Genomic DNA, 16,977 nt, shown 5'->3' with positions numbered 1-16,977 from the left:
GCGGTTTTATTATCGGACTTCACAACACCGTCGTGCCAGATGACACCATTGGCCGTTTTATCATCGGACTTCACAATACCGTCGTGCCAGATAACACCATTGGCGATTTTATTATCGGACTTCACAATACCGTCGTGCCAGATGACACCATTGGCGGTTTTCTTATCGGACTTCACAACACCGTCGTGCCAGATAACACCATTAGCGGTTTTCTTATCAGCCTTCACAACACCGTCGTGCCAGATGACACCATTGGCCGTTTTCTTATCAGCCTTCACAATACCGTCGTGCCAGATGACACCATTGGCGGTTTTCTTATCGGACTTCACAACACCGTCGTGCCAGATAACACCATTGGCGGTTTTCTTATCAGCCTTCACAACACCGTCGTGCCAGATGACACCATTGGCCGTTTTCTTATCAGCCTTCACAATACCGTCGTGCCAGATGACACCATTGGCCGTTTTATCATCGGACTTCGCAATACCGTCGTGCCAGATGACACCGTTAGCCTTCTTGTTCTCACCCAACGTAAACTCACTAGATCGTTCGTCAAACTTAGCCGGACCGAAATAATGGCTTCTTAAATTGATATCATTCGCTATATTTAAACCGCTATTCGCGCAGCCAACAACTGTTGTATTAATTGCAGCGGAAGCATTAATGAGGCCTGCACCTTGTGCAAAAACACTAAAGGCTAACTCACCATTTTGTTTTTTGGCTTGCGACGCTGACGACATTAAACGGCATTTAATTTCATCAGGTGTCAAACTCGGATCTTGTTGTATCATCAGAGCAACCACCCCTGCTGTAACAGCTGTAGCTTGTGATGTACCGGAGACACCCGAAGTTTCGTTTTTGTCAGCTAAACGACTATTTTGAGCGACAAGTCCTTTAACATTAGTTCCTGGCGCAAGTACTTCTGGCTTCATAAAGCCTTCAACTGTTGGCCCAAAGCTAGAAAACGAAGCGACAATATCATCTGACGTATCAAACGGTGTGCTGTTGTCATCCATCGCGCCAACTGTAATAACATACGGATTATTACCCGGAACGCCGACACTCATATCTTTGTTGTTGCCATTACCTGCAGGGGCAATGACGGTAATGCCGTTGTTCCATGCACGCATTAAAGCTTGGTTAATTGGGTCTTCCCAATAAAATGATGTTGCTGGAAAGCTAAAGGCTACATTCAACACTCTAATATTTAAGCTATCTCTATTTTCGATTGCATATTCAATACCTTGTAAAACAGACGAATAAGAAGCTTCTCCTTCTTCATCAAAGGCCTTAATCATTACCAAGTCTACATCTGGTGCAACACCACTGTGCGCACCTGTGGGAGCACCATACTGGTCAAAAACACCAGTACTATCGGCTAAAATACTTGCCATGTGCGAGCCGTGACCATTAAGGTCTTGAGAACCTGATGCGTCTTCACCTAGCGAATTAACGACGGTTATGTTTCTTTCTCGACCTGTTGTATTTTGGTTTAGAGCAGAAAATTGACCAAGCCCACTATCGATGATAGCAACAGTGACACCTTTGCCCGTAATGCCTACTTTATGCAGCTCGCTAGCGCCTATTTGTAGTGGGATTTGTGAGTTACGAGGCGCGTTCTGGCTAAGTGGGCTGTCTTGCATCAATCTCATCTTGCGGCTAGCAGACAAACTCACCTGATTCGCTTCGTTAAAAAAGCGGATCATCGCATTTCTCGAAGCAATCCCTTGAACTTGTTTATCTGTCAGCTTAGCTGACACTGCTTGAATAAGTTTAAACTCATGAATAATGACACCGTTTTCTGCTTGAATAGCACTCACTAGTGCTGGGCGACTTGCACCTTGCAAAATATACTCTTCACCGCTTGAGTAATTCGATATACCCCAAGCTGCTGCCGTGAAGGCCAATGCACCAATCAATATGGCAGAGGTTATTTTATTAACTCTTGGTGATTTCATCATGTTTTCGAGATTGCCCATATCTAAATTCCAATTTTTACTGCGTTAATACGTGAGTGGGTAAGTCATTTGCAACTTCAAATTTACAACCTGAATTGCATAGTGAATAACTCTCGTATGAGTATGCGTCAAAATTTTGGCGTGTAAACCATAATAATAAGATTAAAACCAAAACTTATTATTCGTAGTTTAGTCAGATCGCTTGTACCCCTTTCAAATAGACATACCTATAGATAGAATCTTATACTTAATTAATTTCAGTTAATTTAATCGTGCAATCGATCTGATTATTTTTTAATCTAAAATAGATTAATATTTAACCAATTATCGCTATTGTAAAAATTTAACTACTCGTCAAAGTGGTTTTTTATTAAGCGAAGTAACTTAATAAATATAAGAATCTGATAACAAAAGGACTATAAAACGGTACAGTCCCTTTATTTACACCCACAGCTCATAAAAAACAAAATAGTCAATAAAAACATGAAGTTATAAAAGCTAGTGGTATTATAAAAAATATCTTGTGATTAATTAAGAACTATAAGCAAAGGTGATGGGAATTTAATATTTACCCTAGAATAGGATTATTAGTAACAACTTTAAAAAATAGAAACTTGACTCGCAGAATTTTATAAAAAGGAAGCCATGTGACAACATACACTGAGTAAAAACAGAAATTTATGCAAAACCACAATAGAAAAGGCGACAGATGGCCTCGGCAAATTAAGCTGATGCTGTGCAGGAACGACCTACGAGAGTGTTAATTTGCGGCGTTATTAGCTTAATAGTGAACAGAAATAAACCCACGAATAGAGTCAAATACTGTCATTAAACTGGCGATTAGTATTCGTCTTCAAAGGCAGGTCCCGCATAATTATCGAAACGAGAGAATTGCCCCTGAAAGGTCAGTCTACTGGTACCAATTGGTCCGTTTCGCTGCTTACCGATAATGATTTCTGCAATGCCTTTCATTTCAGAAGCTTCGTTATAAACTTCGTCTCGATAGATGAACATGATCAAATCGGCATCTTGCTCAATTGAACCTGACTCACGTAAATCGGAGTTGATGGGTCGTTTATCAGCTCGTTGCTCCAGCGTCCGGTTAAGTTGTGACAAAGCGACAACAGGAACTTCAAGTTCTTTTGCTAACGCTTTTAAGGAACGTGATATCTCTGCGATCTCCAATGTTCTATTTTCACTTAGCGAAGGTACTCGCATTAACTGAAGGTAATCAATCATAATTAAGGAAAGACCGCCTTTATCTCGTGCTATCTTTCTTGCTCGAGTTCTCAACTCCATCGGCGTAAGACCCGATGAGTCATCTATATAAAGGTTATCTTTCTTTTTCAATGTTTTGATTGTGCCAGACATTCTAGCCCACTCTTCATCATCAAGCTGAGCTGTTCGAATATGCGTTTGATTGACTCTACTTAGCGATGCAAGCATTCTCATCATAATTTGCTCAGCCGGCATTTCAAGGCTGAATACGAGGACAGGCTTATCCTGCAGCATCATAGCGTTTTCACATAGATTCATCGCAAAAGTGGTTTTACCCATTGAAGGACGAGCAGCGACAATAATCAAATCAGAACGTTGTAATCCACTGGTTTTACTATCGAGGTCGGTATAGCCAGTCGAGACACCTGTTATTTCTAAGCCTTGCTTAACCAATTCATCCAGTCTGTTAACAGTTTTTGTTAAAACCGTAGTAATGTCCTTCGGTCCTTCGTTCTCACCAGTCCGCTTTTCGGCAATTTCAAAAACTTTTGATTCAGCAAAATCGAGAATATCAGCACTATTTCTACCCTCAGGGTTATAGCCAACATCAGCAATATCATGAGCAACACCAATAAGTTCTCTAACAATCGCACGTTCGCGAATGACGCTCGCATAAGCCGACACGTTAGCCGCGCTAGGGGTGTTTTTAGCTAATTCTATAAGATAAGAGAAACCACCGGCTTCGTCTAATTTACCACTTTGGGCTAGTGTATCTTTTACGGTCACCGTATCGACGGACTGATTATTACTTAAGAGTTTTATAATTGCACCGAAGATAGTCCGGTGTGACCTGTTATAAAAATCACTCTCGACTACAATTTCAGCTACCTTGTCCCATGAATCGGGCGCTATCATCATACTGCCCAGCACGGATTGCTCCGCTTCTATGGAATGCGGAGGGATCTTCAGCTGTTCGACGTCGTCTTTTTTTTGTTTATCTTGAAATTTCAATTGCAGCGCACAGTTGTATTTTAAGCAGATTATTATGCGTCAAAAAAACCGCCTTGTCTGTTAAAAATATGAGGAAAATGAATAGCCCGTTTAATCTCGTATCGCAAATCATGTAAAGTCACCTTCTGTAGTGTCTTTGCGGTTAATAACAATAAATTGTATGCAGATTATAAAAGCATGGACCCTATCACACCACCGGCTATTACGACCAACCAAGGTGGCATTTTCCAATACATTAATGCCCAAAACGCAATTATCACACCAATAAAGTCATTTGTTCCTGACACACCTACCACAAACACCGGTTTATATAAGGCAGAGAATAAAATACCCACCACACTTGCATTTATACCAACCAAGGCCGCCCTAATTTGAGGTTTTACTCTCAAAGTCTGCCAAAAAGGTAATATCGCGTAAACCAGCAGAAATGAAGGTAGAAAAATCGAAACTAAAGCAAGCAAAGCTCCAAAGACACCACTAATAGGACCGTTTAGTACGCCGCCCAAAAAAGCAGAGAAAGTAAATAAGGGACCAGGGACAGCCTGTGTTGCGCCATAACCTGCCAAGAAAGCATCTTTTGTCACCCACCCTGTTTTTACCATTTGGCTTTCAAGGAGGGGAAGTACAACATGCCCACCACCAAACACTAAGCTCCCGGACCGAAAAAACGCACTTACAATGTCAATAATTGGTTGATCAACAAATAGTTGAATGATGGGCAGCCCAAACAAAAACAAAATAAAAATTAAAAACCACAATGAACCACTAAACCGAGAGATGGACAAAGTGAGCTGACTTTCAATCATATTCAGTGGGGGTTTGAATAACCAGACGCCAATAACACCTGCAGCAACAATGACAAGCAATGGTGCAAAAACTGATTGAAAGACTAATAGACCAATAGCAGAAGACAACATAATTGTAATACGCGCGTTATCAATACAAATACTTTTCGACATTCCCCAAACTGCTTGGGCGACAACTGCAACAGTAACAACTTTTAATCCAGTCAATAAACCTACAGGAATGACATCGCCATAATTTGAATAACCAAGCGCGAGCAACAGCATTAATATAGCAGAAGGCATGGTAAACCCCAGCCATGCTGCAAATGACCCAAGATAACCAGCTTGAGATAACCCAATGGTAAGCCCAACTTGGCTGCTCGCGGGTCCAGGCAAAAACTGACATAAAGCAACGATTTCCGAGTAGTCGGATTCGGTTATCCACTTTTTACGGACAACAAACTCTTCTCTGAAAAAAGCAAGATGCGCGACTGGACCACCAAAGGCAGTAAACCCCAATTTTAAAAAAACCAAAAATACTTGTATTGGTGGACGAATATTATTCACGCTTTTCTTGACTCCTTCAGTAACACTTCCCACGCTGTTCGACCCTTATCATTCAGCGACAATTTAAGCATCGGCATAGGCTGACCATGATTAATATCTGCTTCTAAAAAAAAGTGACTGTGTGACTTTAAGCGGTCACCGTATTGTCCACCAACCATAGCAATGTAATCTGTTGGGTCACGTTTTATCGGGTTTGCATAAACACAAATATAGGTCTTAACATTATTAACGCTTTTTTTATTCGGTACTCTATATCGATTGCTACGTTTTGCTTTTACAGGATCAAGTGAAATGACGATATTCGCCTTGATGTTCAACTTGCGTAACTCTCTCATTGCGATATCTTTTACAATGGCACCACCGCGACTATGTCCAACCAAGTTAATTCTAATGTTTGCATTTTTTAACTTTTGTTTAACAATATCTTGGATGATTTTTTTCTTATCTAGGTAGCCATAGTACTTAGTTTCGCATGCTGGTCCCTTCTGCAGATCCAAAGCTGCTTTAGCGAGTCCCATCAAATTAGTGGGTCCCCATTTGATGATACCAAAGCGTTCACGCGTTTTATCAGCCCCACCGCCAATAAAATAAATTATATTCGATACGTGTATGGTATTTCTCACTCATCAATTTCGTCCTAGAGTAAGAAATAATATATCTATTTTATGAAACTTTCATGAAGATTCTTTTAAACATGGACAGACTATTTTGTTGCGACTTTTAACACCACCACGCACAGTAGAAACCTGCAAAGTAGTTGTGGAATTTGAATCCTACTTTATTACCTCGCTTAGCGACATCGATTAACGCTTTCTGCCGATAATCCTAAGGGTCCACGACGCTTAATATAGTGTTTATAACAAAGTCATACTGTACTTTTTATTCTGTATCTAACTATATTCTTCAAAAAGTATGTCACTCTTCAATTTAAAAAAGTTTAAATCCAACATATTTTTTTAATCTACTTTTTATTTTATTCAACGCTTGTGCTACTTTATTACGCATTGTGTAAGCTTGAATAACGGTAAGCTTTATTATCCCTAAGCCGTTAATTCGTCTCAATTTGCAACATAACAATGTAAGGAAAAACACTAATGCTAGTGGACGCGTTATTTGCAGGTAAACCCCAAGCTTTCGGGCCTCGACAGTCACCAAGTAGCATTATTAAATTGCCATTCGAGCAACTCCACATCGAATTAAATGGCGCAATTGAAGACGAGCAAGGAAACAAGAAACTACATGGTGGTCCTGAAATGGCAATGCACCAGTATTCTCAAAAAAGTTATGAAATATTAAAAAAACAATTTCCATATATCGCGCAAAATCTTCTTTTTGGCAGCATCGGAGAGAATATATCAGCGCCTACGATGGATGATGAAACGGTATTTATTGGCGACACTTATCGTATCGGCAGTGTTGTATTACAAGTCAACTCACCCCGAGCGCCCTGCGTTAAAATAAATCAACGGTATGGCGTCAGAAACATGGATCTGTTTATTTCAGAGCAAAGGATAACAGGTTGGTATTATCGAGTTATCGAAACCGGCAGAATGAAGGTTGGTGATAATATTACACTTGAACATCGATTGCAGAGCACCAAGTCAATTAGCGATATTATGCGTCTGGTTCGTAGTAAAGATAAAAGCATACCGGAGAAGGTAGAAGCTAGTGCAATTAATGGCTTAGCGGCTGAATGGGTCAGAAAACTAAAAAAATAGGTCACTTGGTATGTATCGACTAGAACTGTTCAATAACACTCCAGTAACCCCTAAAAGTAATTAACCTTAAGGGGGTGCAACAGAGTAAATACACTCTATATCTAGTTCAACAAGCGTTATGCAATTTCAAATAAACCAGCGGCGCCCATGCCTCCACCAACACACATAGTGACTACAACATACTTAACACCACGACGCTTACCTTCAATCAAAGCATGGCCAACGGCTCTTGCACCAGTCATTCCATACGGATGACCTATTGAAATTGCGCCACCATTGACATTATAGATGTCGGGATCAATACCTAGCTTGTCTCTGCAATATAAGGCTTGGCAGGCAAAAGCTTCATTCAATTCCCACAAACCAATATCGTCAATACTCAAGCCATGCACTTTAAGTAATTTAGGAATAGCGTAAATTGGGCCAATACCCATTTCTTCTGGTTCATTACCAGCGACCATCATGCCGCGATAAATACCCAGTGGAGCCAACCCACGTTTTTCTGCCATTTTCGCTTCCATGACAACACATGCCGAAGCGCCATCAGACAATTGACTTGCATTACCAGCCGTAATACAACCACCATCAATAACTGATTTAAGGCTTTGCAGACTTTCCAATGTGGTCGAAGGACGGTTACCTTCATCTTTTTCTAATGTCACTTCTTTAAACGAAACTTCTTTTGTTTCCTTATCCATAATGCCCATGGTTGAGCTCATTGGTACTATTTCATCATCAAATTTACCCGCAGCTTGCGCTGCTGCTGTTCGCTGTTGGGACATTAACGCATATTCATCTTGAGCTTCACGTGAAATATTGTATTTCTTAGCCACGTTTTCCGCCGTAAATAACATAGGCATATAAGCATGTTGCGCTTTGTTAGTGACGTTCTTGTCTACACACTGGCTCACCCAATCATAATACTTTGCTTGGATTTCAGAAATATTCTCTTGACCACCAGCAACCACTACGTCCATACCATCAACAATAACTTGTTTAGCGGCTGTAGCGATGGCCATTAAGCCCGATGAACATTGACGGTCAATAGTTTGACCTGAAGCAGAATAAGGCAATCCCGCAGCTAAAGCGGCTAAGCGAGCAACGTTTGAGCCCGCGCTTCCAGCATTCAAAACCGAACCAATGATCACATCATCAATTTCGCCACCGTCAACACCAGAACGCTCTACTGCGTGTTTTATTGCATGGGCTGTCAAGGTAGGAGATTTGATATTATTGAACGCACCACGATAAGCACGACCAATTGGCGTGCGCGCTGTAGAGACGATTACGGCTTCTTTCATCGAAATATTCCTTAAGTTAGGTAATAACCATATGCTGGTGAGAATGGTTCAATAAATATCACCATTCGTACGTTACACAGATAAACAGTAATAGTGCGTTGAAAGCCGATTGATATCAAGCCAACAGTCATTTTGCTTTTTTATGCGCAACAATACCTATCACTTATAGTCCCAACGCCATCCATTACCGGACATAACAAAGCAAATAAGATAAATGAACCTATAAGCTCTGTAAGAAAACAACAAAACCAATAACGAGTTTTCATCGGGTTATGCCTACAAACGATTGACACAAACTAGTGTTAAAGGTAATTTTATATGTATAAAAGGATTTCAACAGCACTCATTTGATTTTTAGAATGGGAAAGGTAGCAATAACAGTTGAAAAAGCGCCATAAGATAAGGATATGCAATGGACAACTTCTTAGAATATATTTTCAGTTTCCCAATCATTGCCTTCACCATTCCATTGATGATCATGATCGTCTTTTGGATATTTGCGCTGTTTGGTACAATAGATATTGAAATACTTGACCCCGATATAGAAACTGAATCTACCGATGGCGCTGCCTCCTCCTTTTTAGAAGCTCTTGGCCTCGATGGAGTGCCGTTAACAGTCGCCGTCACCCTGGTTGCAATATATGGATTTGTTTTTGTATATTTAGCGAAGAAATTTATTAATCCCTTGTTTGATGGCATTTTAGCAGCAACAGCTTCTGGCTTCGTCATTGCTATATTTGCGCTTATATTAGCCATCCCTTTTGCAGCTTACACAAGCAAGCCTCTCAGGCGCGTTTTTGTCACGCATGAGGCCATCGAAAAATCAGATCTTATAGGCACGTACTGCATTGTTACGACTCAAACAGTCACTGAGACTTTTGGTCAAGCACGTGCTGACGACGGCATGATTTATAGTGTAAGAACGACTCCTGACCAACAAATTGCAGGCGGCTCAAGAATTGTGCTAATAGACTTCAACAAAGATGACGATACTTATATTGTAGTCACTGAGGCCGAGCTTATGGCTATGTCGTCAAGCCAAAACATTTAATCCACCCCTTTCTTTTTTAATTAATCCACATTACCCAATATTTGTAGTTTAAGGAGTAAACTTATGAGTGAAACATTGATTCTTTTTGCGACAGCGGCTGTGGGGATCGTCGTCCTCTTTTTTATCGTCATTTTTGTAATAGCTCAGCTATATAAGAAGGTCGAACAAGGTCGAGCCATGATCATTAACACCATGCGTTCAGAGCCTAAAGTGACTTTTACAGGTGGCGTTGTTCTTCCTGTATTCCATAAATTGGAAGTCATGGATATATCGCTAAAGACCATTGAAGTTGATAGAAGCGGCACCGACGGACTTATTTGTAAGGACAACATCCGTGCGGATATCAAAGTCGCATTTTTCGTTAAAGTAAATAAAAACCGCGATGACGTACTAAAAGTAGCCCAAGCAATTGGTTGCGAACGTGCATCAAATATCGCCACCCTTGAAGACCTATTCAGTGCTAAATTTTCGGAGGCATTAAAAACCGTCGGTAAGTCACTCGAATTTGAAGACTTGTATGCGAAACGCGATAATTTCCGCGACATGATCATCGATAATATTGGTACTGATTTAAACGGCTATGTACTCGAAGATGTTGCCATTGATTATCTTGAACAAACACCTATCGAAAAGCTCGACCCTAACAATATTTTGGATTCTCAAGGTATTCGTAAAATCACCCAATTAACTGCTGATCAACATATTCAAACCAACGTTTTCAAACGTGATGAAGAAATGAAAATCAAGCGCAAAGACGTCGAGACACGCGAAGCAATCCTCGAGTTAGAACGTCAAGAAGCAGATGCAGAAGCGAAACAACAACGCGAAGTTGCTACCGTTCGATCTCGTGAAAAAGCCGAAACAGAACGTGTACAACATGAAGAGCATTTGAAAGCAGAACAAGCCCGCGTGTTGGCAGAACAAGAAATTCAGGTGCAAGAACAAAATAAGCAACGTGAAATTGAGGTGGCTGAAAACAATCGATTCCGAGCCGTCGCTATTGAAGAAGAGCGGGTTATTAGAGCGCGGGAGCTGGAACAAATTGATCGTCAAAAAGAAGCATCATTGCAACGTATTGCAAATGAAAAACTGATAGAACATGAGAAGCGCGAAATCGCTGAAGTTATTCGTTCACGTATAGAGGTAGATAAAACAGTTGCAGAGCGCGAAGAAGAAATAAATGAATTACGTGTCGTCGCAGAGGCTGACCGTAACAAAAAGGCGCGGATCATTCAGGCTGAGGCCGAAGCAGAAGAAGCCTTAGTCAAAGATATCAAGGCCGCAGAGGCAGCAGAGAAATCAGCACAACACTTGGCTAAAGAGAAATCAATTACTGCCGCAGCTGACTTGGAAGTTGCAGAGAAAAGAGCTCAGTCACAGCGCCAAGAAGCAGCAGGCCAAGAAGCACTTAGTGCAGCTGATGGCCTAGCACACTCGAAAGTGATGGAAGCACAAGCATTAGCAAAAGAAAAGGAAGGTATGGCTGATGTTCGCGTCAAAGAAGCGATGGCAGATGCGATTGAGAAAAGTGGTGTTGCTGAAGCTGAAGTTATGGCTAAGAAAGCTGAAGCTGAGGCTGCGGGCATGACCAAGAAATTTGCTGCTATGGCTACCATGTCACCAGAACAAAAATCGCATGAAGAGTTTAGAATGCGCTTGGACAAACAGCATGAACAAACAATGAAACAAATTGAAACCAGTGTTGAAATTGCACAGCAACAAGCAATCGTCTTGGCTGAAGCTCTTAAACAAGCGAATATTGATATTGTTGGTGGCGATACGGCCTACTTTGACAGCTTCGTTAAATCACTATCAGTCGGCAAATCAATTGATGGCACCATTGGAAAGTCTGAAACCCTAAGCACCGCTTTCGCTCCTCATTTTAATGGCGAAGCAAGTTTTGTGGAAGACGCCAAGGAGTTAGTCGCTGGATTCGGTAATGCCAGTGGCAATGCCAAAGACGCCGCAATTACAGCACTTGTGGCTAAGTTTTTGAAAGAAAGCTCTGATAACCCACAAATTATGGAAATGGTCGTTAATGCGCTCAGTAAAAAAGCCACAAGTGAAGGCGAAAACAGCCCAAGCTAAAGGGTACTAGCAAGGAAATACGCATGGCAACTGAACAAGAACAACTCGATCAGGCGGTGGCAGACGGTGGCGCGTACGAAGTTATTCGTGCGCGTCTTATTGACCAAGCCGCGACTTTAAAAAGCAAAGTCGATACCTTAAACAACGCACGTATAAAAGAGTTTGGTCAAGCAAAATTTGATGTTGCAGGCCGAGTTAGAGTGCGCACTGAAAATAACTGCATCGCCCGAGATATTGTCCCCGTCGGTAAAGATATTTTGTTTGGTTACAACGTATTTATAGGCTTAAAAAAAGAGACTCAGGTTACCGACGTATTTAGCCTTTATCATTTGGTTGAAAAAAAAGGCAGTTACGAGCTTGAACAAAAAGACCTTGCCGATACCTTTCTTTCTCACCCCGCCTTTATAAAAGCGTTTACAGAACTTTATGCCTACTATAAAGAAGCGCATCTAATCCAACTAAAAGTGCAAAACCAAACGCTTTTTGCTGTATTTCAAATTGGCCAAAAACTGCAAGATATTCGTGTTTTCCAATGGCGAATTGAGAAAGACAAGACGGCCACATATATCGATAACCGTGGCGAACGCACTATTGAAAAAGCGGCCTCTCACGACTTTGAGTGGAAAAGCGTTGGTCGTGAACAACATGAAGCGGGTAGCCACCCTCATATCAATATTCAGGATGAAGTTTTTGTCGAAACTATAAATGGCCAACTCACCATAAAAGTTGAAAACAACACCGAAGATGGCCTTGGTATCTACAATGAAAGTGTTGATGACAGCACGCAAAGTTTAGCTGATGCCAGTGTTCAGTATGCAAAAGTGGGCTCGTTGCTTCTGTTAAAGATAAAACCATATCGCGAGAAAGCGTATCGCTATCTGGTTTTTAATACACGCACCAAAAATGTAAATCGTATCGATGCCATTGGCTTAGCATGTGTTTCGTTGCCTGAGGACCATGGTATTATTTTCCCAGGGGGTTATTATTTACAAAGCGGCGAAACCAAGAAGTTTCCTGATAACATTGATGGCCTGACGTTTAAACGTATGTTGCGCTCACCAAACGGTGAGGACGTGCTGTACATTTTTTATGAACCTAAGTCAGGGTTAGCTGGCTTGTATTCCTATAATCTTATTCGCAAAGAACTACAAAGTCCGATATATGCGCATGGCTTCAGTATTTTTGATAACGGCAAAATGGTCATATTTAGCTCTGAAGAAGAAGCAACCCGTGTACATCCAATGCAAGTTTGGATAACACCCTATTACAGCGATGAATTTGCGGCGAAACAACCCAGCACTGATAGTTTCTTTAGCCGTATAGGCAATAAAGAGTTGGTGCGTGGTATTTCTGACTTGGTGTCTATTCATCGCACTGTGAATACAAACAACCCAAGCAGAGCATCATTTGAGGACCTAATTAAAACCGCTAAGTCGATGTTCGATACTTACTATTGGATGACGGACAAAGAGGTGGGTGGTCTCGGTGATGTCATCAAAGAAATCAATGCTACCGCCGAACTCGTCATTGATGAATTTGAAAAAGTAGAACAAATCCGCGAACAGGCGAACATCGCACTTAACGATGCCGAACAAAAACAACAGGACGTTGTCAGTGCAATTCGAATTTCTAGTTGGAAAACACCACAAGAGTTTGTAGATAGTTTAATGTCATTGCGCAAGCAGCGTGGTTTTTTGGTTACGCTGAAAGACCAACGTTATATTGATCGCGAACGCATTTCACATCTTGATGAAGCCGTCACTGAGGCATTTAGTGATGTTAGCAATGCAACAGTGCAATTTTTGTCAAACGATAAAGCATTAAAACCATATATAGATAACATCCAAAACCTAGACAAGCGTATCGCGAGTGCAGAGTTAGTGGTGGTAATTAACGAGGTTACTGAAGAATTAGAAAAACTATCATTAGGCTTGGATTTGCTCACGGAAGTACTCAACGGATTGAAGATTGACGATGCAACGAAACGCACTAAAATTCTTGATGATATTTCGGAAATTTATAGCAAATTAAATAAAGTTAAAGCGCAGGGAAGAAACCGTCGTAAACAACTAGGTTCAAGTGAGGCAACTGCCGAATTTGCAGCCCAATTTAGACTGTTTTCGCAAAGTATTAATAGCGCATTGGTAATGGCTGACACACCAAATAAAGCGGAAGAGCAATTATCAAGATTGCTTATTCAGTTAGAAGAGCTGGAATCAAAATTCAGTGAGTTCGACCAATTTCTTGCGGATATCATGGAAAAGCGAGAAGCGCTGCACAGCGCATTTGAAAGTCGTAAACAAAGTATAATGGAAGAGCAGCAACGTCGAGCTCAAAATATTTTTAGTGCGGCGGAGCGTATTTTAAAGGGTATTAGCAGACGTGCGTTAGGTTTCACTGACGCGACCGAATTAAACACCTACTTTGCTTCCGACCCCATGGTCATGAAGATAGCCGACTTAGCGGCTCAACTTCGAGATATAAACGATGCCCTTAAAGCCGACGATCTGGAAGCACAGCTCAAAAGCGTAAAACAACAAGGCATTCGCTCACTTCGGGATAAACAAGATATTTTTGAAGATGGTGGCTCTGTTATTAAGTTGGGTAAACACAAATTCAGTGTCAATACGCAATCGCTTGACCTTACCCTACTCCCTAGAGATGATGGCCTATATCGCCATCTGGTTGGTACAGATTACTTTGAAGCCATTGATAACGAAGAGTTAAACGCCCTGCAACCCTATTGGCAGCAAAACCTAATATCTGAAAACCCATATGTTACGCGCGCAGAATTTTTAGTATCAGTAATATTAAAAGACGCTGAAACACAAAGTAATGGATTATCGCTAAACAGGCTATATGCAGCAGCCGAAGATGATAAAGTTTTGTCTAAACTTATTCGAGACTACATGACCGCTCGGTATCAAGAGGGTTATGAAAAAGGTATTCATGATTCAGATGCTTTACAAATATTAAGAACCTTGCTACCCATTCATGCCAAAGCAGATTTACTCAGGTATGCGCCGGAGGCTAGAGCCTTAGCAATGTTGTTTTGGACGCATACAACAGCAACAGAGCATCAACAGAAAATTTGGCAGAGTCATGCACAAAGTGCGTACTTACTATCAACAAACTTTCAGACATCACAAGGATTTGTGCAATTAAGAAAACAACTTCAAGAAGAAGTCGCGAGTTTTGTGCTGCGTTTTCAATTACATTTCTCGGCTACTGCGCAAGCTCAAAGCGCAGAATATTTGAGCTTAGAGCTGGCACAAAGCAAACTCGCATTTATTACCAGCCAGTCGGCAGAAAACATTCAAAAACAATTCACTGACGCGTTAAAGAAACTAGGCCACATGGAAGACTTCGACATCACCATGGCGCAGTTTAATGACCTTATTAAACAAGCTACAAAAACAGATAACATGGTGTTCGGATTAGAAGAACAATGGACTCTAACCAAAGCATGGATCTATGCCACTCTAGATCAACAAGCAGACTTACATCAACATAAGCATTATGTTGATGAAGCAACTGCGTTGGTTATTGTCAGTCATTCATTACCCATCCGTAGCAGCAGTATTAGCCTAAATATCACCGTTACTGACTTACTCAGTGACCATATTCGAATCCAAGATTCAAGTTTGTCAATTGCTTTAGATGAATTCAATCAACGCATGTCACGTTATCACAGTGTCGATGTCCCTCGTTTTAAGCGCTACCATGAGTTACGCAGCAGCATAATGAAACAAAGTAAAAAAGAACTACAATTAGACGCTTATACAGCTAGGCCACTGAGTTCATTTGTGCGTAACCGTTTAATTAATGAAGTTTACTTACCTCTTATTGGTGACAACTTTGCTAAACAGATGGGCACCGTGGGCGAAAATAAGCGAACCGACTTGATGGGTTTACTATTACTGATATCACCTCCTGGTTATGGTAAAACAACGTTGATGGAGTACGTAGCCGATCGACTCGGGTTGATATTCATGAAAATTAACTGTCCATCTTTAGGTCATGACGTTACTTCAATAGACCCTGAAAATGCGCCCAACGCGACAGCAAAACAAGAATTAGAAAAATTAAATTTGGGACTCGAGATGGGTAATAACGTGATGTTATACCTTGATGACATTCAACATACACACCCCGAATTCTTGCAAAAATTCATTGCCCTTACTGATGGAACACGACGCATTGAGGGAGTTTGGAAAGGCGAAAGTAAAACCTATGATATGCGTGGCAAAAAGTTCTGTGTCGTCATGGCAGGCAACCCTTACACAGAGTCAGGCGATGTTTTTAAAATACCCGATATGCTTGCCAACCGAGCAGATATATATAATTTGGGTGATGTACTTGGTGGCAAAGAAGAACAGTTTGCGCTGAGTTACATTGAGAACGCACTAACTTCCAATTCAATATTAGCACCGTTGGCATTGCGAGATATGCAAGACGTTTATAAATTTGTTGCATTGGCAAATGGTGAAGCAGTCGCCACCAGCGAATTCAGCCATCAGTACAGCGGCGCAGAAATTAATGAAATTGTTGCCGTACTTAAACATCTAAAAGTGATACAACAAGTCATTTTACAAGTAAATTTGCAGTACATTGAGTCAGCTGCGACAGCTGAAAATTATCGCCAAGAGCCTCCGTTTAAATTACAAGGTAGTTATCGCAACATGAACAAGATGACGGAGAAAGTGTCGGCTGTGATGAATCACGCTGAGCTAATGCGATTGATTGGCGAACATTACATCGGCGAAGCACAAACGCTGACTTCTGGTGCTGAAGAAAACCTATTAAAACTTGCCTTATTGCGCGATGCGATGACGCCTGAACAAGAAACTAGATGGCAACATATTTGTAGTGCCTTTGACAGCAAACAGTCACAAAATATAGAGGGCGACCCGCAGATGCAGGCGGTTAGACAGTTATCACAAATGGCGGGTGCACTTGAGGCCATTAAACTTGATATGCAACAATCTGATACCGCAGACCTTATTCGTCCGATTAATCGCGTCGCTGCTGCGATGCAATTATTAAGTAAAGCCTGGTCTATGGAGTCTGAGCCTAAAAGTGAGAACAAAAAAAACAACGCACCTACTCGGGTAAAAAATGATGTGAAATCCAAGATTAAAGGTTAAGCGTTGCCAGCAGTTTGCAAATAAGAAAGGAATAACAGGACACGGTTTTGTGAGCTAAGCTTGTTAATTAGTTTTACGTTATTGTAAACCTATGTTTATTTTAGACGAAAAAAAACACCGCTATGCGGTGTTT

Annotated in this window: 9 protein-coding genes; 4 read left to right on the top strand and 5 right to left on the bottom strand. The window is 41.1% G+C overall.

Features of this window, described 5'->3' with window-relative positions; all coding sequences use genetic code 11:
• The 4 genes from CXF81_RS02835 to CXF81_RS02820 form a co-directional block, all read right to left on the bottom strand.
• The coding region (locus CXF81_RS02835) for a S8 family peptidase (protein ID WP_101179839.1) at positions 1-1,979 on the bottom strand (1,979 nt) is incomplete at its 3' end.
• Between the two features lie 819 nt (positions 1,980-2,798).
• The gene (gene dnaB / locus CXF81_RS02830) at positions 2,799-4,187 is read right to left on the bottom strand and encodes a replicative DNA helicase (protein WP_026843893.1); all 1,389 of its coding nucleotides are present in this window, start codon (positions 4,185-4,187) and stop codon (positions 2,799-2,801) included.
• Between the two features lie 167 nt (positions 4,188-4,354).
• Positions 4,355-5,539 (bottom strand): chromate efflux transporter, encoded by a 1,185-nt coding sequence (gene chrA / locus CXF81_RS02825; protein WP_101179838.1) that lies wholly within the window; start codon positions 5,537-5,539, stop codon positions 4,355-4,357.
• Positions 5,536-6,162 (bottom strand): hypothetical protein, encoded by a 627-nt coding sequence (locus CXF81_RS02820; protein ID WP_101179837.1) that lies wholly within the window; start codon positions 6,160-6,162, stop codon positions 5,536-5,538. Before CXF81_RS02820 ends, chrA begins: the two co-directional genes overlap by 4 nt.
• Positions 6,163-6,633: 471 nt before the next feature.
• Between CXF81_RS02820 and CXF81_RS02815 the strand changes: the two genes are divergently transcribed.
• Complete coding sequence (locus tag CXF81_RS02815; RefSeq protein ID WP_101179836.1) at positions 6,634-7,257, top strand: MOSC domain-containing protein; 624 nt, start codon at positions 6,634-6,636, stop codon at positions 7,255-7,257.
• 116 nt (positions 7,258-7,373) lie between these two features.
• Here the strand turns inward: CXF81_RS02815 and CXF81_RS02810 are convergent, their stop codons facing one another.
• On the bottom strand, positions 7,374-8,558 hold the full coding sequence (locus CXF81_RS02810; RefSeq protein WP_101179835.1) for an acetyl-CoA C-acyltransferase: 1,185 nt from the start codon (positions 8,556-8,558) through the stop codon (positions 7,374-7,376).
• Between the two features lie 412 nt (positions 8,559-8,970).
• On the opposite strand from CXF81_RS02810, the gene CXF81_RS02805 reads away from it, so the two are divergent.
• From CXF81_RS02805 to CXF81_RS02795, 3 genes are all read left to right on the top strand, one after another.
• On the top strand, positions 8,971-9,609 hold the full coding sequence (locus CXF81_RS02805) for an OB-fold-containig protein (protein ID WP_101179834.1): 639 nt from the start codon (positions 8,971-8,973) through the stop codon (positions 9,607-9,609).
• Positions 9,610-9,672: 63 nt separating this feature from the next.
• A complete protein-coding gene (locus CXF81_RS02800) occupies positions 9,673-11,697 on the top strand; it encodes a flotillin family protein (protein ID WP_101179833.1) in 2,025 nt (674 codons plus the stop codon).
• A 23-nt stretch (positions 11,698-11,720) separates the two neighbouring features.
• The gene (locus CXF81_RS02795) at positions 11,721-16,844 is read left to right on the top strand and encodes a DNA repair ATPase (RefSeq protein WP_101179832.1); all 5,124 of its coding nucleotides are present in this window, start codon (positions 11,721-11,723) and stop codon (positions 16,842-16,844) included.
• Positions 16,845-16,977: the final 133 nt, after the last annotated feature.

Origin of the sequence: Glaciecola sp. 33A, from assembly GCF_002836745.1 — a bacterium.
GTDB lineage: Bacteria > Pseudomonadota > Gammaproteobacteria > Enterobacterales > Alteromonadaceae > Glaciecola.
Note: the sequence above shows the minus strand (reverse complement) of the source record. Positions and strands in the feature narration are given on the sequence as shown.